Consider the following 26,020-nt stretch of genomic DNA (forward strand, 5'->3'; position numbering starts at 1 on the left):
CTAACAAATATAAAAGGCTATTTATGGCTAATAAAGCAAAAAAGGTAATAGATTATCAAATAAATTACCAAGTACTTACCTCGCAATATTTTGCAGAGGTTATACAACTCGCGAATAAAGTGCATGGTGATGGTTACCTCAATAATGAAACATTAATAAGCTGGGTCAACACTGGTATCACCGACAATATCAATACCAGTTTTGTTGCATTACATAATAGAAAAGTCGTTGGCTTTCGCATTACTTTTTCAGCCGATAACTGGCATATAGATCAATGGTGTAGCCCTGAAAAGTGGCAAGTACCTAAACAACAATGTTGCTATTTTAAATGTAATACCGTTGATGATGATTTTCGCGGTTTAGGTATTGGCAAAAAATTACTTAATTTGGCTATCACATCGGCTCAACAACAAGGTGCTGTTGCCGGGGTAAGCCATTTATGGAAACAAAGCCCAAATAATAGCGCCGTTGCTTACTTTACGCATTGTGGAGGTGAGCATGTAGCTTCTCATCCTGATAAATGGCATGAAGACTCTAAGCAAGGTTATGATTGTGTTTTATGTGGTTATAACTGCCATTGTGAAGCCGCCGAGATGATCATTTATTTCGATTAACGTTAACAGTTAGGTCAATAGTAATACTCAAAATCTACGTAACACCCAAAACATACAAGCTAATCAAGCTAGAAAAAAAACACTGTAAGCCATTGAAAAACAAACATTGTCACTTAGTTGTCACCTAACTGTCGTGGTGGTTATGGCTAAAAATCTGCATAGTTAACTCGACAGCAGCGCTTGGGGGGTTGAGCTGGTTTAACTTGAGTTTTACTTAGCCAATACCGTAGCACTAAGGCAAAAACTAATACTGCGAGCTGAACTTAGATAACATATATTGGAACAAAATATGATAGTAAAAAAATTACGATTACAAAAAAGTTGGTCACAAGAGCAACTATCACAGTTTAGCGGGTTGAGTGTACGGACTATTCAAAGAATTGAACGTGGCCATCAAGCAAGTATTGAGAGCTTAAAAGCTTTAGCTGCTGTATTTCAAATAGACCTTAACGATTTACAGCCGGAGCATGATATGAATACAAGCAACACCGTTAACGATAATGTTTCATCCCCTCTTAACCATCAAACAACTCAACTGTCTGATGATGAAAGAAAGGCAATGAAGTATGTAGAAGGTATTAAAGGCTTTTATGGGCATTTATTTTCTTTTGTAAGCTCTATTATTGTATTGACCTTAATAAACTTATTTCTTACCCCCGGCTATTTATGGGTACTTTGGGTTATTTTCGGTTGGGGCATAGGTATAGTAAGCCATGGTATACAAGTTTTTGAAGTGTTCTCATTTTTTAGCCCTGAATGGGAAAAGAAACAAGTAGAGAAGCGCTTAGGACGTAAATTATAAACCCAATATTAAAAACGTGAATTCATTCAATAAATTCACGTTTTTTCTGTTACATAAACCCGAGTTATATAAACTCAAAGGCACTTACCCTGCTATTACTGGAAGTCGCCAATCAATAGTGGCTTGTCCTTGTGCTTGCAGCCAACTATTGGCTTTAGAGAAATGCTGACATCCAAAAAAACCACGATAAGAAGAAAGTGGAGACGGGTGCGGCCCCGTTAATACTAAATGCTTACTTTCATCAATATTACGGCCTTTTTTCTTTGCATGCGCACCCCATAAAATAAAAACACAATGGGGATTTTCTTCACTAATCTTGTCAATCACTGCATCGGTAAAGGTTTCCCAACCAAGTTTAGCATGTGAGTGCGCATTAGCTTGTTGCACGGTAAGCACCGTATTTAATAATAATACACCTTGCTCAGCCCAAGTAGTTAAACAGCCGTGTTCTGGCGCGATAAAGCCATCAATATCATTTGTTAACTCTTTATAAATATTAACTAAAGAAGGTGGGATTTTAATGGTCGGTTGCACCGAAAAAGCTAAACCATGGGCTTGTGCAACACCCAATTGCTCACCGTGATAAGGGTCTTGCCCTAAAATAACCACGTTAATTTCTTTTAAATCTACCGCTTTAAAGGCATTAAAAATGTCATCATCTTTGGGGAAAATAGTAATACCCGCTGAGCGCTGTTGCTTTATTTCAGCTAATAAGGCTTCAAAGTAAGGTTTACGCTGCTCGCTATTAATGAGTTGTTGCCATTGTGGTTTAATCATAAAGTTAATCCCTAAATTAATACCTAAGTTAATGCCTAAGTTAATACCTAAGTTAATACCAATATTGAAACATAAAAAAACGCGAACCATGTCGCGTTTTTAATAATGCTTGTCAATAACTATTCAAGCTTAGTATTGCTATTAACCCGAAGAGATTAATAGCATCTAATTATACTATTGCTTTAATAAATAAGCACGTAGCTCAGTAAAGTCTGCTGGCATATCCGTAGATAATATTACCTCACCTGCACAGTCAGCTAACTCTTTTGGTAACCCTAACGGACTACCTAAAATACTTTCAACAACTTCTTTAAATTTAGCTGGGTGTGCTGTGCCTAAGAAAACACCAAACTCACCTTCTTGAGCGCTATATTGTAAGGCTTTATAAGCAACGGCAGCGTGAGGTTCACTAATGTAACCTAACTTATTTAAGCCAATCATGGTTGATTGTGTTTGTTCTTCATCAATAGAAACCGAGCTAACACAGTCTTGCGGTACAATACCCGTTTTAAGCATGTGCTCTACGCGAGGCCAGTTGTTAGGGTTACTAACATCCATGGCATTAGAAATAGTGGCAACGGTTTCGTGTGGTGTCCACTCACCTGTTTCTAAATAACGAGGTACAGTGTCGTTCGCATTCGTTGCCGCAATAAAGCGCTTAATCGGTAAGCCCATTGCTTTAGCAAACAAACCTGCTGTTAAGTTACCAAAGTTACCACTAGGAATTGAAAACACTAAACTGCTTAAGTCACTTTTAACACGAGACAATTGCGCTACCGCTTCAAAGTAATAACAAACCTGTGCCAGTAGGCGACTAATATTAATAGAGTTTGCTGAGTTTAATCCAATAGTATTTGCTAGCTCTTTGTCATCAAAAGACTGTTTTACTAAAGCTTGGCAATCGTCAAAGTCGCCATCAATTGCTAAGGTTTCAATGTTATCACCTAAAGTGGTAAACATTTTTTCTTGTAATAAACTGATTTTACCTTTCGGGTACATAATAACAACGCGGATATTATCAATACCATGAAAAGCATGAGCAACCGCGGCACCGGTATCGCCTGATGTTGCGGTTAAAATAGTTAGCTTTTTATCTTCGCCACTGGCTTTAGCGTCTTTAGCACAAAAAGCTTGTAAACACTTCGCCATAAAGCGCGCGCCGAAATCTTTAAATGCTAAGGTAGGACCGTGAAATAACTCTAAAATGGCACGTTCTGGGTTGATAGGTTGCAATTGCGCAGGGAAGTTAAACGCATCAGTGATGATTTCAGTTAACTCAGCTTCAGATAAGTCTTCTTCAACAAATGGTAATAATACTTTAACGCTACGCTCAACCATAGGTAGTGCTAATAATTCTTCAATATTGTCTAAAACAGGCATTGAAGTTGGAAAAAATAATCCTTGGTTTTTACCTAAACCTTGCTTTACTGCGCCAGCAAAGCTGACTTGTTCATCATTTTCTTTTAAGTTATAAAATTTCACTGTCTATTCCTAATCAATAAACTCATTAATAGAGCTTAATAAGTTTTCGCGGTTAATACCACGGTTATCTGGTCGAAGCGATGTGATAGAGAAGCCTCTTTGTATCGCGTTCTATTATAATTGTGCTACACCATCATCACTGGCTTTACACACATGAACAAAGCCTTGCTCTGTTTGTAAATAATTGTCTTGTAACCATAAAGCAAACTGCTTGGCATGTTGCTCACTATCACTAATACAAAAAAGTGTCGGTCCTGAGCCTGAAATGCCTACACCAAGTGCACCTTGAGCGATTAAGTAATCATGCGCTTGTTGGAATTTAGGTAACAAACCTTTGCGGTATGGTTCAGCAACAACATCATGTAATACCGAAAATGCTTGTGCTTTATCTTGACGATGACAAGCATCAACAAAGGTTGCTAGGTTTTGACCATAAGCAATTAAGTCAGCGCGGCTATAATTGGTCGGTAATACTTCACGTGCCGCTTTAGTTGACACTTCAATACCTGGGTATGCCATAACATAATAACAGTCATCAAACAGAGGTAAAGCACGTGAAATAATATCTTCATCGGGCACCATTAATTGTAAACCACCTAAATAACATGGGGCTACATTATCGTAATGCAAGCTACCACTAATTTGTGCTTCCATTTCGCCAGTCATTTTCAATATTGTTTTTTTATCAAAACTAAAATCATGATACTTTGCATAAAAATCATTCAGCGCTGCCAGCGCTGCAACAACTGAGCAAGCACTTGACCCTAAACCACTACCGACAGGCATTTTTTTATCTAGTGTTAGCGCAACGTTAGCAACAGCTTGATTACTAGCTTGTAATGCTTGGTTAAATAACTGTAAACAAGACCAAACAATATTATCTTCTTTATTGGCTGGCAACTTATTAGCAAATTGACCAACAACGGTTAAGTTACTCTCGCCATCCGTTGCACTTACTGTGACTACATCGCCTAATAAAGTACCATCGATTGGTTTAACAGCTAAGCCTAAAACATCAAAACCAACACTTACATTACCAATAGAAGCAGGCGCAAAAACTGAAACACTATTTGAAGGTGCAGACATTAGTGTTGCTCCCAAGCTAAAGTTCTTAATAAGTCACCAAAAACACCTGCGGCAGTAACTGATGCACCAGCACCGTAGCCACGTAATACAAACGGTAATGGTTGATAATAACGACTATGAATAGCTAAAGCATTTTCACCATCTTTAATGCTGTATAAAGGGTGCGAAGCATCTACCGCTTCAATAGAAACTTGGCACTTTCCGTCAACAATATTACCAATATAACGTAACACTTTACCTTCAGCTTTTGCTTTAGCAACACGTTCACTAAACTCACCATCAATAGCTTTTAAGTTAGCCATAAAAGTATCTACATCACCACTTGCATCAAAGTTAGCAGGTAGTACCGGCTCAATCGTAATATCTGATAGCTCAAGCTTCATCCCCGCTTCACGGGCCATAATTAATAGCTTACGCGCAACATCCATTCCGCTTAAATCGTCACGAGGATCTGGCTCTGTAAAACCATTTTCTTTCGCGATTGCAGTCGCTTCTGAAAGTGCCATACCTTCGTCTAACTTGCCAAACATATAAGATAACGAGCCCGACAGAATACCTTCAAAACGCTGTAATTTATCGCCCGCTTTAATTAAGCTTTGTAAGGTATCAATGACTGGTAAGCCAGCACCTACTGTTGTTTCATATAAAAATCGACGGTTAGTTTGTTGTGCTGTTTGACGCAATGCTTGATAGTATTCCCACGAATCGGTATTCGCTTTTTTGTTCGGTGTTACCACATGGAACCCTTCAGCTAAATAATCAACATAGCTCATCGCTAATTGCTCATTTGATGTTGAGTCAACAAACACAGGATTAATCAAGTGGTTTTCACGAACAAATCGTTTTAGGTTATCAATATTTACAGGCTGTGCTTTGCTGTTACTAACACCTTGCGCAATAACTTCTTTCCAGTTATCTAAATCAATACCTTCTTTTTCAAAGACCATGCCTTGAGAGTTAGCAATACCATATACTTTTAAATCAATATTTTGCTCGTGTAAGCTTTCTTGCTGACGAGAGATTTGCGCAATAAGTTCACTGCCCACCACGCCACAACCAACAAGAAATACATCAATCGTCGGTTTATGAGAGAAGAAGTTTTGATGACTCACTTTCATCGCATCAGTACATTTACGTTGTTCTATTACCACAGAGATACTGCGCTCTGATGAGTCTTGCGCAATAGCAATAACATTAACGCGTGCCTGTGCTAGCGAGCTAAAGAACTTAGCTGCTACACCACGTTGCTGGTGCATGCCGTCACCCACTAATGAAACAATAGATAAGTCACCTGTTAATGACACTGGCTCAAGTAAGCCATTTAGTAACTCTAATTCAAATTCGTCTTGTAAGCTTTGTTGAGCCAGCGCAGCATCACTAGAGTATATACAGAAGCTGATACAGTATTCGCTTGATGACTGACTAATTAATACTAACGAGATATTTTCACGGCTCATTGCTGCAAAAACGCGGCTTGCCATGCCAACCATACCTTTCATACCCGGACCTGAAACATTAACCATAGTTAAGTCGTCAAGGTTAGAAATTGCTTTTACGCATTTCTGTTGATCGTTCTCGTTAGAAATTAATGTCCCTGGTGCACTTGGATTGCTAGTGTTTTTAATTAAGCAATCAATATGATACTGGGCAATAGGGCCAATGGTTTTAGGGTGTAAAACACTGGCGCCAAAATAAGAGAGTTCCATTGCTTCTTGGTACGACAAATAATCTAATAATTTTGCTTCTTTGATCATACGAGGATCAGCATTGTAAATACCGTCTACATCAGTCCAAATTTCACAACACTCTGCTTGCGCACATACCGCTAATACCGCCGCTGAATAATCAGAGCCATTACGTCCTAAAGTAGTAACTTGTGGCAGTTCATCATTACTCTCAACACTAACCCCAATAAAACCTGGCATTAAAGCAACTTGAGAAAGCTGACTATACTCTTGTGAGAATTTTTCTTTTGATAGTACTAAATCTGCCACCGCATTTAATGATGAATCATTAGTAAATAAGAATTTTTCTGGTGCTAATAGTGACACCTGTAAGCCAGACGTTTGTAATACGGCATCTAAAATAGCAACACTTAAGCGTTCGCCTGTACTGATAATGCGTGCGCGAATATGGTCTGGACAATAAGATAGCATTGTCGCACCTTGCATATAGCGACTTAATTGATGTTCGTAATTAACTAATGCTTGTTCACAATGTTGATGATTGAAGTTACTAATGCTGGCAGAAAGATCATCGATAATGGTGGTAATTGCGCGTTTAAAGTGCCCTAAATCTGTCACAAGTTTTGCTTCATCGCTAATATTTTCAGCCATAGCAACTAAATGGTTGGTAACACCTTGTGGAGCAGAAACGACTACTGCTACTTTAGATTCTTGGCTTTTGTCTTTAATGATCTCAGCAACTTGGCGAAAACGCTCTGCTGAAGCTAATGATGAGCCACCAAATTTAAGTACACGCATTGTTTTTCTTCCTTTCTGATAAAGAAAAAGCCCGTAACCTTTATAGGTCACGGGCTTCGATAAAAATAGTATTTTTTACACGTTAGCCAGCGACCGCCATCCTAATAAGGGTGGTGGTGGTAATAATGATAATGTGGCTTTTTTTGAATTTCATGCAGTTAAAATGCCTTAACAGAGTAGAACTGTCAAGCACTAATCGACACAAACACCGTATAAAAAATTATATTTTATGCATAAAAATTCATAGAGGTACTATTTACGGTAGATGTATGTCTTACTTCAACCGTAAATAGTATTGTTATATGAAGTTAAGCAGAAAGAGATTCATCAGAGAGGTCTAGGGCATTAAAGACTTGATTTCGACCATTGGCTTTTGCTTGATATAAAGCGGCATCAGCATTAGCAATAAGCTTTTCATAGCTGGTATCATTGTCTGATAACTGAGAAACACCAATACTGACTGATAATTGAATAATATGCTCTTGGAAAAGCACAGGCGTTTTAGCAACGGTGTTACAAACACGTTGAGCTAAATCAAGCGCCCCCTGAATATCTGTTTCAGGTAAAATAATAGCAAACTCTTCACCGCCATAACGACCAAAAACATCTTCAATTCGTAATACCGACTTTACTATTTGAGTAACATCAATCAGAGCTTTATCACCACCTTGATGGCCATAATTATCATTAAGCTTTTTGAAGTGATCTAAATCCAACATTATCAGCGCTAATTTTTTATTGTGACGACGCGCTTTTGCGTACTCTTGCTCTAATGACTCTTGCCAATGCCTACGGTTAAATATTTGTGTTAAACCATCGATACGACTAATTAGTGCTAATTCTTTTAAGGTTTTTTGCAGTTGACCTTGGTAATGGCATACGTCAGTAACATCTTCAATAAGAATACAAATATAACTGTGCTCACCGGCGACATCTAGCGGTAGAAAAGTACAGTTTTGCGCCATAAACTCACTATCGGTGGTAATGGGTCTAGTATGAGGTAACTCAAATAAATGGTGTCGTTGTTCCCATGAAGAAAAGCTGGGAGTGTTAAGCTGTAATACCCCTGAAAGTTTACGCTCGAACCAACGTTGAGGTAGCTCAGGAAAGACATCAAAAATTAAGCGCCCTACCACCTCTTCAGAGCTTTTATTAGCATGGACTTGAATAAAGCGATTCCACATTACTACCTTAAAGTCTCTATCAACAACAAGTACCCCAGTATTAAGCTGATCTGAAACTTGATTAGTAATAGAAGAAACCACATCACTGGGCAGTGAGGTGGTTGAAGGAGCACTTTCATTGGTATTAGACATTAGAAGTCTTCCAATATTCTATCAATGACTTTTTTGATATTCATAATTGCCGTTTCTGGAATTAACAGAATCATATTACAGTTAAAAGAGTAATCTGTTACCTGGTAATTAATATTTACTTTTAAAGCAAAATCCCAACTAAAAGTCATTTGCTGTAAATGTTCAGACAAGCTATTTTGTGCACTTGGTAATAGTTTCGGTGCGTTATACGACATTTGGTTGTCAATTTGACTCGCAAAAACATTTAAAAAAGTGGTCGTAAGGATTGAGCTAATATCGATTAGCTGTTCATCATGCGAAAGCTCATCTGGCTCATAACCTAATAAATCAGCAATACGACCCGAGTCTTCATCTTGATAAACCAATAAGGCTTCACCACGAATACCTTCATAGCCAAAAAAGCCTTGACTAACAATGGCAACAGCACTTTCTTTATCATCTAATGTTTGCGTTAAGCTGCTGGTGCTAATACTTTCAATACTAGGGACCTTTAAATAAACAAAGGTGTCAAGGTAACGAGCAAGTTGATCACTCGCTTGACCCATCGCCACATTGATAAGCTCTTGCAAACAGTCCTGTTGATCTTCTGTTAAATGAAATGCGTTCATAGTAGGCCGTGCTGTTGTAGCTCTTGGGTTAAACGTTCAGCTTTAATTGGCTTTTGTAAAAAAGCTTTTGCTCCTAATGCCAGAACTTTACTCTGCATCTCAGGTTGAATATCTGCCGAAATAACAAAAACACTACATTCAATATTCAGTTTTTGTATGCCTTGAAGCACACCAACACCATCAATACCTGGCATAGTTAAATCAAGAAAGAGTATGTCAATATTGCTGGCACGCAGTATTGTTAAGGCTTCAACGCCGTTAGTCGCAGTTTGAAGGTTATCATGCCATGATTCAGGCAAGCTTCGAAGCACTTGCTTTCGAGCCATATTTGAGTCATCACAAATAAGTACAGCTGGGCTCATAAGAGGGGGGATCCTTGCGCCATTATTATTATATTGCTGATAACTTACCCTAAAAAGCCTCATTTGTTAATCAACAATTGCTTTTTTTTCACATTTATTAAGAGCAGGATTGACGTTTTTACTAACAGCCCTACTATAAATACTCAGCATAACTAACATCAACCAACACCATGAGAAGACCTGCCTGAGTAAAGGTTCAAAATCGATAACTTAACTATCAACGCGAAAGTAACATTAGGGTGATATGTAGTAGGGGTTGTAAAATTAACACTAATACAAGATAACGAAAAGGGCTAAAATCTCATTTAGATGTAGGTCCGTGTATAGTTCGAAATTGACATATAAAACAATTATTTGTTAAAAATCATTTTAACGTTGGCCAATAAAGTGCCTGTTGATGTTCACTAAGCCATTGCTTAGCTTTTAGATATTCTGGGCAGTGTTTAGCAACCAAACGCCAAAAGTTATTTGAATGGTTCAAATGCACTAAATGACAAAGCTCATGAATAATCACATAATCAATAACCCACCACGGCGCCATCATTAATAAATAGTTAAGACTGATTTCTTTACGACTATTACAACTTCCCCATCGAGCTTTATATTGACGAATATTAAGTTGCGCAGGAACAAGTTTAGTTTGCTCGCTGAGCTGCTTAACTCGCGCTGGCATCAATTCTTTAGCTTGCTCACTTAAATAGCTTTCGATATGTTTTTTGACCGAACGAGCTAATGCTGCTTCATTACTGAGTCTGTTATAAATACGATGGCTAATATTAACCTGTAAATAATTCAGCTCAGTATTTTTGTGATGAGTACTTTTGTGACTAGTGCTTTCCTGATTAATGACTGCGTGGTTATAAACAACACTCACATCACTACGCTTAGCCTGCGCAATAGTTAGCGTATATTGTTCGCCTAAAATATACAGCTTTGCCCCTTCAACAAAATGACATTGATGGCTCAAATTTTCACGCTGAGCTAGCAACTTCTCTTGTAGCCAAGCTGATTTTTTGTTGATGAAGCCCTTAATAAAAGCATCATCAACAAAAGAAGGTGCGCGAACAATAATACGTCCTTGCTTTACTTGTAGTCCTAGGGTTTTACGCCGCTCACTACGAATTAATTGATATTCAAGCATCAACAAAAACGGTGTGATAGTCTAAAATCAATCAAAAAATAGCGCTCTTAATTAGGCTTTACTTTAGCTTTTGGCGCTTTTTTCTCAACATCAGACGTTACCTTATCCACTGCTGCTTGTTCAGCTACTGGCTCACTCGCTGGTGTTGGTACTTTTTTCGTTGCCTTTTTAGCAGGCTTTTTGGCGAGTAAAGCAACAAGCACTTCTTCACGTTTTTGTGCTAAATAAATGCTCAACTCTTCTGCTAATCCATCGCTTAGCTCAACAGGTGATTCGGCAAACACTTCTGCTAAGTTATCAGCCATATCCAACATGCGATCATATTCATCTGCTGATTTCTTATCCATAAACGTTTTTACCTCTGCCCCATGTCTAATCACTACAAATCGACTTTCAACTGCCATGCGTTTTCCTATTCCTCTAAAGTAAACAAAGCGTCACGCTACCTAATTTCACACAATACCACAGACTCAACAAAAACTGTATATAAAAACAGTTACATTTATGACGCACTCCCCAAATTTAACAATAATTAATTTAAACGAACTGACATTCAACTGATGACCAACTGCATATACTAATAATTTCGTATGTTGAAATACGTCTAAATGTAAATGTTCGTAACAGAGATAACATCTGTTTATTTAATAAGCAACAAAACAATCAACTACTTAATAAATATTAATCATTCTCTTTGACATTTTTTACTTACATCCGTAACCGAAATGCTTACAACTTTTCTATAAAAACCAGTCACTATTATAAGTGTGCAGAGGGCATTGCATTAATAACTGCACGGTTGTTAGTTAACGCAATTAACTAGCTAAAAATATAATTTAACTGACTTATTATTGGAGAATATAATGACTACTTTTAAAAAAACCTTATTAACCGCTGCAGCAATTCTACCTCTAGTGGCTTTATCACTACCTAGCCATGCTGTTATGGACTCTTACATGGAGAAAGCGCTAATTAATGTTTGTAAAGCAGCGAAAAGTAATAGCGTACTTAAACTTAAAAGCACTACCAAATATTACCGCTTAAAAACGAAAACCGTTGCTTTGGGTTTGGTTTGTAACGGTGATGATGTCATTACTTTTGCTGAAAGCTATGGCGCAAACAAAACTGCAGCTACGCTGCAAAAAAGTATCGGACGAGTTAGTATTACTGATGTTGCTTCTGTACAAAAGTTAAATGTAACTTTCTAGAGCGTGAAAATACAATAAGATTAAATGAAAGTTAATAGGCTCTTGAATAAGTTATCGTTAATAGCATGCTTAGAGTAACTCATGCTATTAACCTGCTTATTTTACTATTAATTAAAAATCGTTTTCTTAGCTCGCGACGCTGAAATTAGCTTGTGCTAAAGAGCTTTTCAAACCATGATCGTTTATCTACTTTAGGTTGTAAGCAGTTTTTAGAAATACGAACCCCCGCAGCAACGGCAGGATAAAGTGTAGTACCTTCACACTGCTCGTTTACCGCTAGCCCTGTTTTTTGTTCAAATGGCAGCATAATAACCCCATCAGGCATATGCTCTTTTCTATCGCTAATACCTTGCGCTTTCATAAAATCAGCAAATAAAGGTAATGCGCCACTACTGCCTGTTAGCCCTGTCGGCTTGTTATCATCGTTGCCTAGCCATGTGGTCACTAGATGTTTGGCATCATAACCAACAAACCAACTGTCACGTAAGTCATTACTGGTACCGGTTTTACCTGCAACACTGTTATTAGGTAAGCGCCAGCTAAGTGATTTTGCCGAGCCAATTTGAGTAACTTGCCCTAACGCATAATTTAATAAATAAGCACCATAATTAGATAGACGCTGCTCTTGCAAGTCATTATACGTCCACAAGGTTTCACCTTGGTTTGACATAATATGAGTAATTGCATGGTTTTTCTTATATTGACCATTCGCTGCAATAGGTAAATAAAGCTGATTAATTTCTACTGGCGACATAGTCATCGAGCCTAGCAGCATTGCTGGGCGCATCGTAATATCTTGCTGATAGCCTAATAAATGTATAGCATCTGCGACATTATCAAGCCCTAGCGCCATACCTAAATTCACCGTTGGTATATTTAATGAATTCACTAAGCCGGTAATAAGTGGCACTTGACCACGGTATTTACCATCATAGTTTTTCGGTCGCCACAAGTGGCTTCCTTGTGTATCACTCTTTTTATTTTGGCCGGTTTCACGGCTTAATGTAATAGCTTTATCGTCAAGTAATGTTGCTAAATTATATTGTTCAAAACGCTCTAACGCAGCTAAGTAAATAGCAGGTTTAATTAATGAACCTATTTGACGTTTTGCATCTAACGCGCGATTAAAGCCAGCAAAACCGCTAACACGATCTCCCGCTAAAGCTCTTACTTCTCCCGTTGAAATATCACTAACCACCATAGCGGCCTGTAAAGATTTTTGTTGGTATTTTTTTTCTAACAACGGCAACTGCGTATTAATAGTTTGCTCAACTAATTGCTGACTACGATGAGAGAAACCAGTAAAAACTTTAATGCCTGATTTGCGAAGATCTTCAGAAACCAACTCGTTTAATTCTTGGTTAACTAATTGTAAATACGCTGGGTATTTTTTCTTTCTACTTTGTCGCTTATTTGTCACGCTTAACGGTGCATTTACCGCATATTTAAACTCAGCAAGCGATAACATGTCTTGCTCAAGCATTAAACGTAAAATTAAATCTCTGCGTTGTTTAGCGCGTTTAGGGTGGCGCCGAGGATCATAGTAGCTCGGGCCTTTCACTTGTGCGATGAGTAATGCTATTTCATGGTTTGTTAACTGCGCAATATTTTTTCCAAAATAGAAGTTTGATGCCAAGCCAAAACCATAAACACCATGAGCAAAGTTTTGTCCTAAATAAACTTCATTTAAATAGGCTTCAAGTAGCTGATCTTTGCTGTAGCGAAACTCTAAAATAAGCGCCATTAAGGCTTCTTGCGCTTTTCTGGTTAAAGTGCGGTCTCGCGTTAAAAACATATTTTTAACTAACTGCTGTGTTAGCGTACTTCCCCCTTGCACTGTTCTGCCTGCACGCATATTTGCATACAAGGCTCGAAGAATACCTAATGGTGATACACCGCTGTGGTGATAAAAATCTCTATCTTCAATTAATAACAATGTATCAATGAGCTGTGCTGGCACCTGTTGTAAAACAATTAATTCACGATCTTCTTTATTGTCTGGTACTAATCTAGCGATTAACTGCGGCTCCAGCTGAATACTCGGCACAACATTATGTTGCACATATAAGGCTGTAATGTGGTTATTTTCCACTTCGATAGTTAACGGCTCAGCCCCCATAAAACCTTGCGCAAACGTAAATGCTCGCTGAAAGATAATCAACCGATGGCTCGACTGCGCAAACTGCCCCGGTGCACTAACTTTGGCAACTTTTTTATAACCTTTTAATTTTAATTCTTGCGCAATATGGCTAAGGTTAGCTTCATCACCAACATGTAACGTATCTACCTTACCATAAACTTGCACAGGTACTTGCCAACGTTCACCTTCAAAGGTTTTTTTCACCTTTGCATCAAGATAAATAAGCACAATAATCAAGGTAAAAAAAGCGGCAATGCATACTTTAAAAAAAGTACGTAGGCACCACGATAACCAACCTTTCGCTTGCCCATCATTTGTTTTAATCGCTGATTTTTTTTCGCTAGTATTTTTACTTTTTTTAGCGCGTGTTTTTTTATTGTCTGTCATATAACTTAATTTATCTTCTCAGCCACATTGGGCTATTTTCGGGTAATAATTTATTAAATCGCAAATTACTTTATTTAGCTGGTACCATCAATTATGTGATTTTAATATGTCGTTTAGTTTTATTAGTGGCAACCGCATTAGCGGGATCATCTGGCCAATAATGTTTTGGATAACGACTTTTCATGTCTTTTTGCACCGCTTGATAACTTCCTTGCCAAAATTGTACTAAGTCTTGCGTTACCTGAATGGGTCGCTGCGCGGGTGATAGCAATTCTAATAATAATGGAATACCTGCAATAGCGGTATTGCCTGTAATAATACCCACACAAGGAGTTTGCGTTAAACCATAGAGCTCTTGCATGGGCAATGACACTTTCGGTGATTTTTCTTGGTTATACGTTATGGGGCAGTGTCGTCCTGTTGGCCCAATGAATACAGTAGGTGCAGCATGCTTAAGTTGTTGCTGCTGCTGATAATCAAGTAGTGACAATAACATTGCACTTAAATCAATTTTATCTAACTGTGCTTTACTTTTAATAGCGCCAACAAAAGGCGCGAACCATATCGGTAAGTGATTAAGTAAATAATCCTCATCTATCATTGGAAATTTCAACTCAGACACATAGTGATTAAGCCACAGCCAGCGTGCCTTAAGAGCAATATCTTTTGCTTGCCAATTAAGAAAAGACAAACCTTTTTGTCTGACTAAATCACACCACATGGTACTAATACTTTGCTCATTAAGCCCTGTAGAGACTTTTTGTTCATTGAGCACTAAAGCGCCAAGTTTGCTTTGATGACGGGCAATAATTTTACCTGTAGTTGTATCGAAGGTAGCATTGTCTTGCGCGATAATCTGTTCACTAAAAAGCAGTTCTATCGCCGATAAATCAATGCTTGCGGCTAATTTAGCACTCAATTGGTGATTAAATTGCATTAGCTGTGCAAGAACTAGAAACTCTTCATTTGCTAAGGCATCATCACTATTCACCTGTGCCCCTTTGCCGTTAGCACATAAAAAACTACAAGCACTAACACCTGAGTTTACATTTGCACGACCACGAACTTTAGCAACACGCTCAGGGTAGGCTAGTGCTAAAATAAGCCCCGTATTTTCAAGTGATATATTGTTAATTTTGAAACTAATATCAGCACGTTTAGCGACTATTTGTGCTTGCTTGACAATGCGTTTCATCAAGCCATTATTCGTAAAAGAGTTTTCAGTAAATAACTGTAAACGATGCACTAAATTAATATTATGCTGTGCTTGCTCTGCACGAAATATATCACGTTCTTCTAACAGCGCCGCCATTAAACAAGCTAACGACGGATCACTATTGAGCACTTGGTTATTGGCTTTGCTATAGTTTTTAATGGCAAAAATCATATGTGCAAAGCGAGGGTGGCAAGGTAAAGCGGCAACTAAATCACCATGTGCAGTTAAACGTTTTTGCCTATCAACTATTAATAGGCTTTCAAGCTCTTGCCAGCCTTGTTGCTCTTTACTAGCACTTGGTAACTCTAACATTGGCAGCTCTGCTAATGCACTAACACCCCAACGGGCGGCTTCAATTAATGTTGGTAATAAATCAGCCTGCTGAATAGCATTCTCTGGGTATTGCGGACGTCTATCAAAACTGTCTTTTGCAAATAACCGAATACATTTGCCCGGCATTAATCGCCCTGCTCGTCCAGCGCGTTGAATGGCAGACGCTTTTGCTATTTGTTTTTGCACTAATTTGTTAAGCAAGCTGGCGCTATCATAAATAGCCACTTTTTCTAAACCACTATCAATAACTAAATTAACCCCCTCAATAGTTAATGAAGTCTCTGCAATATTGGTGGCTAGTACGACTTTGTTAACACCTAGCTCAGATGGCGCTATTGCCAGCTGTTGTTCACGTAACGATAATTCACCATATAAAGGGCATATAAGTGTGTTATCAGGTAGTGATGATGCTAATCGTTCAGCCACAAAGCGAATATCGCCAACCCCAGGTAAAAAGACTAAAATAGCACCATCATGTTGTTGCGCTTGTTGCTTAATCACATTAACGGCATGTTCTCGCCAATACTGTGCATTAGTTGGTGCTTGATATTCTATGTCGACGGGAAAACTGCGCCCTTCACTCGTAATTGAAACAGCATCAGGTAATACGTCCAATAAATTATCACTATCGAGGGTTGCCGACATCAGGAGAATTTTTAAATCGTCGCGTAACTCAGTTTGCACTTCTCTAGCTAAAGCGAATGCTAAGTCCCCCTGTAGGCTACGCTCATGAAATTCATCAAAAACAATTAAGGCAGTACCAACAAGCTCGGCATCTTGTTGAATAATTTGCGTTAAAATACCTTCAGTGATCACTTCAATACGTGTACATGCTGATACTGATTTTTCATGTCGTAACCGATAACCAATAGTATCACCAACACGTTCACCTAACTGGCTTGCTAAAAAATTAGCAATATTTTTTACCGCTAAGCGTCGTGGTTGCAATAAATAAATTTTTTGGTTTGTTAGGGCTGGTAAGGTTAATAACCATAAAGGCAACCCTGTAGACTTACCTGCTCCAGGGGGGGCAGATAAAACCACAGTATTATGCTGAGTTAAAAGCTGCTCAAATTCAGCTTTAATAGCGGTAATAGGTAATGCAGGCAAAGACGACATAAAATCATATCACTGTAAATAATAACAGCATAATAGCAATTATTTCACTGACACCCAAGATAAGTAAAACAAACTCCAAAAATTTACCGTTAATATCCCTATAAATATCAAATACTCGTTACTTTCATGGATTAAATTTTACAAACCAACAGCTAAGTTATCATTAATTTTTATCAAAAATAATCTTGAAAATATAAAAATCCATGCTTACTTGCAAGTTTACTTCAAACTGGTATACCTGTACCTCTTGGCTTACTTATAAGGAACTATTATGCAATTTTCACAACATGGACAGTACACCATAGAACACCAAGACAACATTTTGATTGTTGATGCCGCTGGCCCTTTTAATGACGAAACAGCAAAGCATTATCACCAAGATATAACACAATTAATTAATGAATTATCTGGCGAGGCGTGGGGCTCATTAGTCACTTTCCATGGTAACAGTATTTTTACCCCCGACGCTGAGCAACAATTAATTGAAACGACACGTTATCGACAAGAGCGCGGTATGATAGCGATTGCTGTAGTAATCACTAATAGTGCCTATGCTGATATTCAACAAATGCAATTACAACGCATTTATCGTCAATGCCGTATAGATTTTCATGTTTTTAGCGAGGTGAGCCGTGCCAAGTCTTGGCTCAATCAGTTTATAACCCGTCGCCAAGATAAAGGGTAAGAAAGCACAGCGTTGATAAAGTTTTTAGCGTAGAGTAAGCATAATCTCGATTTTATTTTACATTACTTTTAACATTATCTATGCAATTTACTTTATATCCCGCAACACTCATCAAACGTTACAAACGCTTTCTGGCCGACATAACCTTACCCGATAACACACAAACAACTATACATTGTGCCAATACAGGAGCAATGACCGGCTGTGCAACCCCCAACGATACTATATGGTATAGCACGTCTGATAACCCTAAGCGTAAATACCCTTTTAGTTGGGAAATAACACAGAATAAAAATAACCACTATATATGTATTAATACTTTACGCGCCAACCAATTAGTTGAAGAAGCAATTAACAACAAAGTCATTACTGAAGTTGCTGATTACGGCCAACTACAAAGAGAAGTAAAATATGGTAGCGAAAATAGTCGTATTGATTTTTTACTAACAGCCGATAACAAGCCTAAGGTCTATATCGAGGTTAAGTCTGTCACCTTACTCACAGACCAACAAGGCTACTTTCCTGATGCAGTAACCAGCCGTGGGCAAAAGCATCTACGAGAGTTAATAGAAATGACAGAGCAAGGACATAGAGCCATCTTATTATTCGCGGTACTTCATAGCGGCATTAATAGTGTTAGTCCTGCAGAGCATATTGATGAAAAATACACAGCACTGCTAAAACAAGCAATGGCAGCGGGTGTCGAGGTGATAGCTTATAAGGCGAAATTCACCGAAAACGATGCAAAATTTACGGTGATTTTGCAAAACAAGGTACCACTTATTATTGAGAAAGAACCAATAAAGATTGACTTAGCCTAGTAAAACTTGCTAAAAGAGCTTGCTAAAAATGTTTAGTAAATTTAAAACTCGCATTTAAAACACCTAATCAATTGATTTAATTAGATTTAAAAATTTTTTACTATTAAACAGTTGATTTTTATCAAGAGCGACACAATATAGTCCTAATTCATCGGGCCATATATATTATTGGCGCTTACAACTAAGTTAGCTCATCATACAATTAAATGATGAATACAGTCGCTGACTTGGTCTATGTAGCACTAGGAGATTAAGCATGCCAACAAGTACAAACAAACCATTAGGGATTCTTGCGTTAGCTGGCGTTGGGCCATACCAAGAAAAAGCTGGCGAAGAATACATGGGTGAGCCTCAATTAGCGCATTTTAAGAAAATTTTAGATGCTTGGCGTATACAGTTACGTGAAGAGGTTGATCGTACCGTAACACACATGCAAGACGAAGCAGCTAACTTTCCAGATCCTGTTGACCGAGCAGCTCAAGAAGAAGAGTTTAGTTTAGAATTACGTACTCGTGATCGTGAACGTAAACTCATCAAAAAAATAGAAAAAACGTTACAATTAATTGAAGATGATGATTTTGGCTTCTGTAACTCTTGCGGTATTGAAATTGGTATTCGCCGTTTAGAAGCACGCCCAACTGCCGATCTTTGTATTGAGTGTAAAACCTTATCTGAAATAAAAGAGCGTCAAATGGCAGGCTAAGAGTTAACTTCAATTTTATTGTGAGTTAAACTTTACCTATGCACATAACGTCTATTCAGCGACCCGAAAATACTAGCTCTGCTAGCCATTATCGCGGTCGCTTTGCTCCCTCTCCTTCTGGATTACTCCATTTTGGTTCATTAATTACGGCTTTAGCGAGCTTTCTCGATGCCAAATCAGCTGTAAGCGCTTGTGGTACTCAAGGAAAATGGTTAGTACGTATTGAAGATATTGACCCTCCACGAGAGCAAGCGGGCGCAAGTCAAAAAATTCTCGCCACATTAGAAGCATTTGGTCTGCATTGGGACGAAGAAGTACTTTACCAAAGCCAGCAAAGCTCTCGCTATAACGCCTTATTAGAGCACCTACACCAGCAACAATTAAGTTATTACTGTCAATGCACGCGTGCAGATATTAAAGCCATAGGTGGCATTTATCAAAGTCACTGCAAATCGCTAAATATTGATTCTAAACACAGTGCTATACGTTTAATTAATCAATATGGGCTCTATCAATTTAGTGATATATTTCAAGGAAAGGTTAGCTGTGAGCAAGCACTAGCCAATGAAGACTTTATTATTCATCGCAAAGATGGCTTATTCGCATATCAGTTAGCAGTAGTAGCAGATGATATTGAACAAGGTATCACCCATATAGTACGCGGTTGTGACCTACTAGAGCCCACGGCAAGACAATTAACGTTATTTAAAACACTAAACAGCACTGCGCCACAATTTGGTCATATACCACTGGCAGTCACGAGCCAAGGTTATAAGCTCAGTAAGCAAAATAAAGCGCTCGCCATTGACACTGATAAGCCACAACCTGCATTAGTCAAAGCATTGAGCTTTCTTGGACAAAATCCCCCCAAGGCATTGGTTTTCGAATCAGTGGAAAAGATTATCAGTTGGGCCATAAACAACTGGCAGCGCAGCGCTGTCCCTCAAAAAACCAAAATTAGCATTAATGAAAATTAGTTAAAGATTTATTTACCCTATCAGCTCTAAGTAGAGCGACAACTAAAGGAAATTAACATGTCAAAAACAATTGTGATCACTGGCGCAAACCGCGGTATAGGGTACGCCATGACAAAACTATGTTTAGCGCGTGGCGATACCGTATATGCTTTATGCCGTAAAAGCTCAGCCGATTTGAACCAGCTTCAAGCGACATTTAAGTTAACTATCATCGAAAATATCGACGTATCAACAGAGTTTGGCATTAACAACGCAGTTGTTGCCCTAAAAGGTATTACCATTGATTTATTAATTAATAATGCCGGTATTTTACGTAATGAATCACTAAACGACTTAAACGCTGAAACCATTACCGAGCAATTTCATGTTAATGCTTTAGCGCCATTACAAGTAAGTCATGCATTATTACCTAACTTAACTAACGGTAGTAAAATTGCTTTAATTACCTCTCGCATGGGTTCAATTACTGATAACACTTCGGGTGGGCGTTATGGCTATCGTATGTCTAAAGCTGCTTTAAATATTGCTGCAATGTCACTGGCACAAGACTTAAAAGCCGATAACATTGCCGTAGGAATTTACCACCCAGGTTACGTACAAACTGATATGGTAAATCATAGCGGTGATATTAGCAGTGACCTTGCAGCCGAACGTTTAATTGGCTTAATGGACAACTTATCATTAGTTGAAACAGGCGTATTTAAGCACTCTAATGGAGAAACTCTTCCTTGGTAGTTGATACTACTCAAAGCAAGAGCGTCTCCCATTAGTCATTGCACAAGGCATCAAGTAATAGCGCCTATTGCATGATGCTTTTATGCCACTTCTTCTGTTACCTTGCAGCATGACGGACTACCACGGCGACAAACGAAAATAGCTGAACCCTGCAACTTTTTGGCTTGTTTTTTAGCATCACTGGCAAGCTCAGCAATATCATGATGTGAATGGCATAAGTGAAGATCTGGTGATACAACGCCAATAGCTAAACTCAGTAACGAAAAAAACTGCCACTCACCCGTTCTCGATTTAGCTTCAATCCCCCCAGCTTTCAAGTGTGCGTCATCATAAAAATGCTCAATGTGTTGATCAAATTCACTAATAATTTTTTCGCAACTCTTTTTCCAATTTTCTTTCTGATAATCTTCTTTAAAAATAACCACAAAATCATCGCCGCCAATATGGCCAACAAAATCCTGGCTGGGAGCATACTTTTTAATAAGCCCTGCAACGAGCTGAATAATTTGATCGCCTTTAGCATAACCATAAATATCATTAAAAGGTTTAAAGTTATTTAAATCAAAATAGGCAAAATGGAAGTTCTTTTGCTGGAATATTAATGAGTCTACTTCTTGATAAATAGGCACATTACCGGGCAACATGCTCAAAGGGTTAGCATAGCGAGCATGTTGCAGCTGCTGCTGAGTGACTTGCCGAAGTAAATCTCGAACCGAGCCAATACCAATATAGCGCCCCTTATCGGTAATAATGAAATGCCATAATAGCTTTTCATCATGCTCTGAAGTTACCAATTGTGCCACTTCATCAAGTTGGGTATTGGCCTCAACAATAACGGGAGTTTTAGTCATGGTTTCACTAATCGGTTTACGCTCATTCAGTGCCCTACCAAAAGGGGTTGAAAAAAGTTCCAATAAGTTATCACGTAAAATCATCCCGATAGGCTTATCATTATCAATAACAGGAATCGAATGTACTTTCGGGTGCTTATAAAGAAACTCTACCACCTCTTTTGTCAGTTCATTACCATGACGCGGTTGCATAAACTGCAATAGTGATGAAGCCATCTGCTCAAAATGTACTGGAAAGTTCTGCGCTCTCGCATAGCTTCTTAATATAGCGGGCAAATCAACAGCTGGAAATGGCTCTGGACGAGCAAAAAGAAAACCTTGATATAAATTCATACCAAATTCTTGTAATTGCTCAAACTCTTCTACTGTTTCAATACCTTCAGCAATCACTTGTGCATTAATACTACGCCCTAGACTAATAATACTTTTAATAAACTCGCGTTTAATTGGGTCTTGATGGCACTGGTTAATAAAATATCGGTCTATTTTCACAAAGTTTGGGTTTACTTCTGACCATAACTTCAAACCTGCGTAACCTGCCCCTAAATCATCCACAGCTATTTGAAAGCCTAAATCACGATAATGCATTAACGCACGTTGTAGTAACTCAGGCGACTCTATTGGGTATTTTTCGCTTAATTCAATCACTACTTGTTCTGGCTGCAAGTCATGCTCAGCCAAGTAAGATAGCGTTGCTCCTTGTGGGTGATCCTCTTGTAGAAACACCATCGGGCTAACATTTAAAAATAGTTTGCCTTTTAATGCTAATGCAACAAAGCGAGCAATGGAGATTCGACGGCAAACTAACTCCAACTCTGACAACAGCCCAAATTCAAATGCTGCATCAAACAAAGCTTGTGGGTTATGCAGCGGACTATCTGATGGTCCACGTATTAGTGCCTCATAGCCATAAACATCATTAGCGTTAGTTGCATAAATGGGTTGAAAGAAGGCGGTGAGCTGTTGGCGTTGAATAATATTAACGAGCGTACTTTTTAACTGCATGTGAATTCGAAATAGCTTAATTTAGTTAAGCTTAATCAAAAACTATGACAAAAATGTGACGACATCTGCCGACTTTTCACACAAATTAAGTTTTTGTTAATTGCTTTTACGCTGTTATTTTTTTCAACGCTGTTATATCATTGCGCCACTATTTATCTGTGTTCTTTAAAGGCCTGTGATTATCAAAAGTGTTATCGATTTATGTAAAAAAATTTTTACTCGACCCAGTAATAATGCGCAAACTATTACCTCAAAAGTAACAACTCATAAGACGAGTGCTCCACCCAAGAAAAAAGCGCATGCGAGTACGAAACAACATAATGTTAGCGCCTCATTTGATGCGCCCTTAGTCTTAACTCGAGATCAACACCCAGTATCACGCCAATTATTAAGTCCAAATGCACTTAAAGTATTGTATCGCCTAAACAAAGGAGGCTTTGATGCCTACTTAGTTGGTGGTGGTGTTCGCGATATTCTTTTAGGGTTAAAACCAAAAGATTTTGATATTGCAACCAACGCAACGCCAGAAGAAATTAAAGGCTTATTTAGAAACTGTCGCTTGATTGGCCGTCGTTTTCGCTTAGCACACATTGTTTTTGGTCGTGAAATTATTGAAGTTGCCACCTTTCGAGGTCATCACGACAGTACTGCTGAAAAAAGCAAAAAACCAACTAAAGAACATACTAAAACATCAAAACAAAATGATGAAGGTATGTTATTACGTGACAATATTTACGGCACTATTGAAGAAGATGCTGAACGTCGTGATTTCACTATCAACGCGCTATATTACTCAACCAAAGACTTCAAAGTATTTGACTTTGCTAATGGCGTAAAAGACATTGAAGATAAAGTGATTCGCTTAATCGGCGATCCTGAAACGCGTTACCGTGAAGACCCTGTACGCATGTTAAGAGCAATTCGATTTGCGACTAAACTTAATATGCAAATTAGCCCTGAAACCAGTGCGCCAATTCAAGAGCTAGCAACGTTAATGGCGAGCATTCCTGCTGCTCGTATGTTTGAAGAGTTCTTGAAAATGTTTATTTCAGGCAAAGCCATTGCAAACTTTGAACAATTACGTCACTACAACCTCTTTGGTTACTTTTTCCCAGCCGTTGAGCAAGCACTCAATGCTCAGCCCGAAAACGAGCAAGCAAAAGTCGAACAACAGCAATTGCTGGCATTAATTGTCTTAGCAATGGGTAATACCGACCAACGTATTAATAACGATCAACGAGTAACACCTGCGTTCTTGTTTGCCGCATTATTGTGGTATCCACTGCAAAAGCACATCAAGCAAATTAATGCCGCACAGCAATTAGCGCCACAGGATGCTTTTTTTGCTGCGTTAAGTGAAGTGATGCCAGAGCAGCAACGTAGTATTGCTATTCCTAAGCGCTTTCAGGGCGTAATGAAAGATATTTGGATATTACAAGACAAACTTGCTCGTCGTGAAGGTAAGCGTGCTTTTAAAACCTTTGAGCACCCTAAATTTAGAGCGGGCTACGACTTTTTATTATTGAGAGCTGAAATAGAACAAAGTGCCGAACTTAAAGAACTTGCTCAGTGGTGGACTGACTTTCAAGAAGTCTCAAATGACGCTCGTGTTCAAATGATCAAAGGCATTAAAATGGTACCAGGCTCAAAACGACGCTCACCAAGAAAACGTCGTAAGCCAACTAAATCAGCGGCTGCCAACAATAGCGCTAACCACGACTAAGTAACGCTAATGACTATAGTATATATTGGGCTAGGTAGTAATTTATCAGACCCAGCAGAACAAGTTAAACAAGCAATAGTTGAAGTTGCTAAAATACCTCACAGCAGTGTTTTAGCAACATCGAGTATTTATTTAAGTCGCCCATTGGGACCTCAAGATCAAGACGATTATATTAATGCCGTACTTGCTCTTGAAACGACATTAGCACCTCTTGATTTATTAGATGCGCTACAAGCGATAGAAAATGCTGCGGGTCGTGTTCGTAAAGATAATCGTTGGGGCGCACGCATTCTTGATTTAGATATTCTATTATATGGTGACCTAGTTATTAATAATGATCGTTTAATTGTCCCCCATTATGGTATGAAAGTACGTGAATTTGTTTTACTGCCTTTAGCTGAAATTGCGCCAAAATTATGCTTACCTTGTAATGAAGCCGTAGCAAGCTTGGTAAATAAAGTTAATACTAATGGCATTCAAAAGCTTACTTAAAAAGACATTTTTTCACCGACTCAAATAGCAACACTAACACTTTGTAACAGTACACAAAAACCGGAACACTTATGGCTAAAATAACCACCGCGACTTTGCTTAAAATGAAGCAGCAAGGCGAAAAAATATCAACGATTACCGCGTACGATGCAAGCTTTGCTAAGCTTTTCGACCAAGCAGGTATTCATGCTATTTTAATTGGCGATTCATTGGGTATGGTATTGCAAGGACAAGATAGCACTTTGCCTGTGACTGTTGACGATATGGCCTATCATACCCAGTGCGTAAAACGCGGAGTTGAAGACACCTTGATTATCGCCGACATGCCATTTATGAGTTACGCCACTAAAGAGCAAGCTTTCACGAGTGCTGCTCAATTAATGCAAGCCGGTGCTAGCATGATAAAAATGGAAGGTGGTGCTTGGTTAAATGACACCATTAGCGCTTTGGTAGAGCGTGGTATTCCTGTTTGTGCGCATTTAGGACTAACACCGCAATCGGTTAATGTATTTGGTGGTTTTAAAGTACAAGGTCGTGAAAACGACAAAGCGCAACAAATGATTGAAGATGCCAAAGCCCTCGAAACCGCTGGTGCACAATTATTGGTATTAGAATGTATTCCAAGTGCTCTAGGTAAAGCAATTTCACAAGCGCTTACTATCCCTGTTATTGGTATTGGCGCAGGTAAGGATACCGACGGTCAAATTTTAGTTATGCATGACGCTTTAGGTATTGCTTGTAACTACATGCCTAAATTCTCACGTAACTTTTTAAAAGATACCGGCGATATTAAAGCCGCAGTAGAGCTATATATTAGTGAAGTAAGCGCAGGTAACTTCCCTGGCGATGAGCATATTTTTAACTAGCGGTAAGTTAACCTGAGATCGGTTTAGATTTAAGAGATATTTAACACATTGAAATATCAAAACAAATCACTTTCTGAATCGCTAGCTT

24 protein-coding genes are annotated in these 26,020 nt (G+C 38.5%); 11 read left to right on the forward strand and 13 right to left on the reverse strand.

What is annotated here, in order from left to right; all coding sequences use genetic code 11:
- Positions 1-23 precede the first annotated feature (23 nt).
- On the forward strand, positions 24-614 hold the full coding sequence (locus KO495_RS07125; RefSeq protein ID WP_215979711.1) for a GNAT family N-acetyltransferase: 591 nt from the start codon (positions 24-26) through the stop codon (positions 612-614).
- A 289-nt stretch (positions 615-903) separates the two neighbouring features.
- Positions 904-1,416, forward strand: a complete 513-nt coding sequence (locus KO495_RS07130) for a 2TM domain-containing protein (RefSeq protein ID WP_215979712.1) — start codon at positions 904-906, stop codon at positions 1,414-1,416.
- An 84-nt stretch (positions 1,417-1,500) separates the two neighbouring features.
- On the opposite strand, the gene ung is transcribed toward KO495_RS07130, so the two are convergent.
- From ung to KO495_RS07180, 10 genes are all read right to left on the reverse strand, one after another.
- A complete protein-coding gene (gene ung, locus KO495_RS07135) occupies positions 1,501-2,193 on the reverse strand; it encodes a uracil-DNA glycosylase (protein WP_215979754.1) in 693 nt (230 codons plus the stop codon).
- A 174-nt stretch (positions 2,194-2,367) separates the two neighbouring features.
- Positions 2,368-3,675: a threonine synthase gene (thrC, locus tag KO495_RS07140; RefSeq protein ID WP_215979713.1), complete on the reverse strand. Its 1,308-nt coding sequence runs from the start codon at positions 3,673-3,675 to the stop codon at positions 2,368-2,370.
- Between the two features lie 114 nt (positions 3,676-3,789).
- Positions 3,790-4,761, reverse strand: a complete 972-nt coding sequence (gene thrB, locus KO495_RS07145) for a homoserine kinase (RefSeq protein WP_215979714.1) — start codon at positions 4,759-4,761, stop codon at positions 3,790-3,792.
- Positions 4,761-7,244 carry a bifunctional aspartate kinase/homoserine dehydrogenase I gene (gene thrA, locus KO495_RS07150; RefSeq protein WP_215979715.1) on the reverse strand — a complete coding sequence of 828 codons (2,484 nt, stop codon included), beginning with the start codon at positions 7,242-7,244 and terminating at the stop codon, positions 4,761-4,763. Before thrA ends, thrB begins: the two co-directional genes overlap by 1 nt.
- Before the next feature lie 82 nt (positions 7,245-7,326).
- Positions 7,327-7,398: a thr operon leader peptide gene (gene thrL / locus KO495_RS17725; RefSeq protein ID WP_354668372.1), complete on the reverse strand. Its 72-nt coding sequence runs from the start codon at positions 7,396-7,398 to the stop codon at positions 7,327-7,329.
- 154 nt (positions 7,399-7,552) lie between these two features.
- Positions 7,553-8,560 carry a diguanylate cyclase gene (locus KO495_RS07160; RefSeq protein ID WP_215979717.1) on the reverse strand — a complete coding sequence of 336 codons (1,008 nt, stop codon included), beginning with the start codon at positions 8,558-8,560 and terminating at the stop codon, positions 7,553-7,555.
- Positions 8,560-9,168, reverse strand: coding sequence for a chemotaxis protein (locus KO495_RS07165; RefSeq protein WP_215979718.1), 609 nt, complete (start codon positions 9,166-9,168; stop codon positions 8,560-8,562). The genes KO495_RS07160 and KO495_RS07165 overlap by 1 nt, the downstream gene beginning before the upstream one ends.
- Positions 9,165-9,530, reverse strand: coding sequence for a response regulator (locus tag KO495_RS07170; RefSeq protein WP_215979719.1), 366 nt, complete (start codon positions 9,528-9,530; stop codon positions 9,165-9,167). The genes KO495_RS07165 and KO495_RS07170 overlap by 4 nt, the downstream gene beginning before the upstream one ends.
- Positions 9,531-9,894: 364 nt before the next feature.
- A complete protein-coding gene (locus KO495_RS07175) occupies positions 9,895-10,671 on the reverse strand; it encodes a SprT family zinc-dependent metalloprotease (RefSeq protein WP_215979720.1) in 777 nt (258 codons plus the stop codon).
- A gap of 47 nt (positions 10,672-10,718) precedes the next feature.
- Complete coding sequence (locus tag KO495_RS07180) at positions 10,719-11,075, reverse strand: YebG family protein (protein WP_215979721.1); 357 nt, start codon at positions 11,073-11,075, stop codon at positions 10,719-10,721.
- A 459-nt stretch (positions 11,076-11,534) separates the two neighbouring features.
- Here KO495_RS07180 and KO495_RS07185 point away from each other — a divergent pair, with 459 nt between their 5' ends.
- Positions 11,535-11,879 carry a DUF3718 domain-containing protein gene (locus KO495_RS07185; protein ID WP_215979722.1) on the forward strand — a complete coding sequence of 115 codons (345 nt, stop codon included), beginning with the start codon at positions 11,535-11,537 and terminating at the stop codon, positions 11,877-11,879.
- A gap of 145 nt (positions 11,880-12,024) precedes the next feature.
- Here KO495_RS07185 and mrcB read toward each other — a convergent pair whose 3' ends face one another.
- Together mrcB and hrpB are read right to left on the reverse strand one after the other, a co-directional pair.
- Positions 12,025-14,406 (reverse strand): penicillin-binding protein 1B, encoded by a 2,382-nt coding sequence (gene mrcB / locus KO495_RS07190; RefSeq protein WP_215979723.1) that lies wholly within the window; start codon positions 14,404-14,406, stop codon positions 12,025-12,027.
- A 91-nt stretch (positions 14,407-14,497) separates the two neighbouring features.
- Positions 14,498-17,074: an ATP-dependent helicase HrpB gene (hrpB, locus tag KO495_RS07195; protein WP_215979724.1), complete on the reverse strand. Its 2,577-nt coding sequence runs from the start codon at positions 17,072-17,074 to the stop codon at positions 14,498-14,500.
- A gap of 271 nt (positions 17,075-17,345) precedes the next feature.
- On the opposite strand from hrpB, the gene KO495_RS07200 reads away from it, so the two are divergent.
- The 5 genes from KO495_RS07200 to KO495_RS07220 all read left to right on the forward strand — a co-directional run bounded on the left by KO495_RS07200 (position 17,346) and on the right by KO495_RS07220 (position 20,995).
- Positions 17,346-17,759: a hypothetical protein gene (locus KO495_RS07200; RefSeq protein ID WP_215979725.1), complete on the forward strand. Its 414-nt coding sequence runs from the start codon at positions 17,346-17,348 to the stop codon at positions 17,757-17,759.
- A gap of 80 nt (positions 17,760-17,839) precedes the next feature.
- Entirely contained in the window at positions 17,840-18,580 is a 741-nt protein-coding gene (gene sfsA, locus KO495_RS07205; protein WP_215979726.1) for a DNA/RNA nuclease SfsA, read from the forward strand.
- A gap of 256 nt (positions 18,581-18,836) precedes the next feature.
- A complete protein-coding gene (dksA, locus tag KO495_RS07210; RefSeq protein WP_215979727.1) occupies positions 18,837-19,283 on the forward strand; it encodes an RNA polymerase-binding protein DksA in 447 nt (148 codons plus the stop codon).
- Positions 19,284-19,321: 38 nt separating this feature from the next.
- Positions 19,322-20,260, forward strand: coding sequence for a tRNA glutamyl-Q(34) synthetase GluQRS (gene gluQRS, locus KO495_RS07215; RefSeq protein ID WP_215979728.1), 939 nt, complete (start codon positions 19,322-19,324; stop codon positions 20,258-20,260).
- A 57-nt stretch (positions 20,261-20,317) separates the two neighbouring features.
- The gene (locus KO495_RS07220; protein ID WP_215979729.1) at positions 20,318-20,995 is read left to right on the forward strand and encodes an SDR family oxidoreductase; all 678 of its coding nucleotides are present in this window, start codon (positions 20,318-20,320) and stop codon (positions 20,993-20,995) included.
- Positions 20,996-21,075: 80 nt separating this feature from the next.
- Here KO495_RS07220 and KO495_RS07225 read toward each other — a convergent pair whose 3' ends face one another.
- Positions 21,076-22,851, reverse strand: a complete 1,776-nt coding sequence (locus KO495_RS07225) for a GGDEF domain-containing protein (RefSeq protein ID WP_215979730.1) — start codon at positions 22,849-22,851, stop codon at positions 21,076-21,078.
- A gap of 175 nt (positions 22,852-23,026) precedes the next feature.
- On the opposite strand from KO495_RS07225, the gene pcnB reads away from it, so the two are divergent.
- From pcnB to panB, 3 genes are all read left to right on the forward strand, one after another.
- Entirely contained in the window at positions 23,027-24,574 is a 1,548-nt protein-coding gene (gene pcnB / locus KO495_RS07230; RefSeq protein ID WP_354668370.1) for a polynucleotide adenylyltransferase PcnB, read from the forward strand.
- A gap of 9 nt (positions 24,575-24,583) precedes the next feature.
- Positions 24,584-25,066, forward strand: coding sequence for a 2-amino-4-hydroxy-6-hydroxymethyldihydropteridine diphosphokinase (gene folK, locus KO495_RS07235; RefSeq protein WP_215979731.1), 483 nt, complete (start codon positions 24,584-24,586; stop codon positions 25,064-25,066).
- Positions 25,067-25,137: 71 nt separating this feature from the next.
- The gene (panB, locus tag KO495_RS07240) at positions 25,138-25,932 is read left to right on the forward strand and encodes a 3-methyl-2-oxobutanoate hydroxymethyltransferase (RefSeq protein ID WP_215979732.1); all 795 of its coding nucleotides are present in this window, start codon (positions 25,138-25,140) and stop codon (positions 25,930-25,932) included.
- The last annotated feature ends 88 nt before the right edge of the window (positions 25,933-26,020 follow it).

The sequence above is a fragment of the Colwellia sp. D2M02 genome (genome assembly GCF_018860755.1).
In the GTDB taxonomy this organism is placed as follows: Bacteria; Pseudomonadota; Gammaproteobacteria; order Enterobacterales; family Alteromonadaceae; genus Colwellia; species Colwellia asteriadis.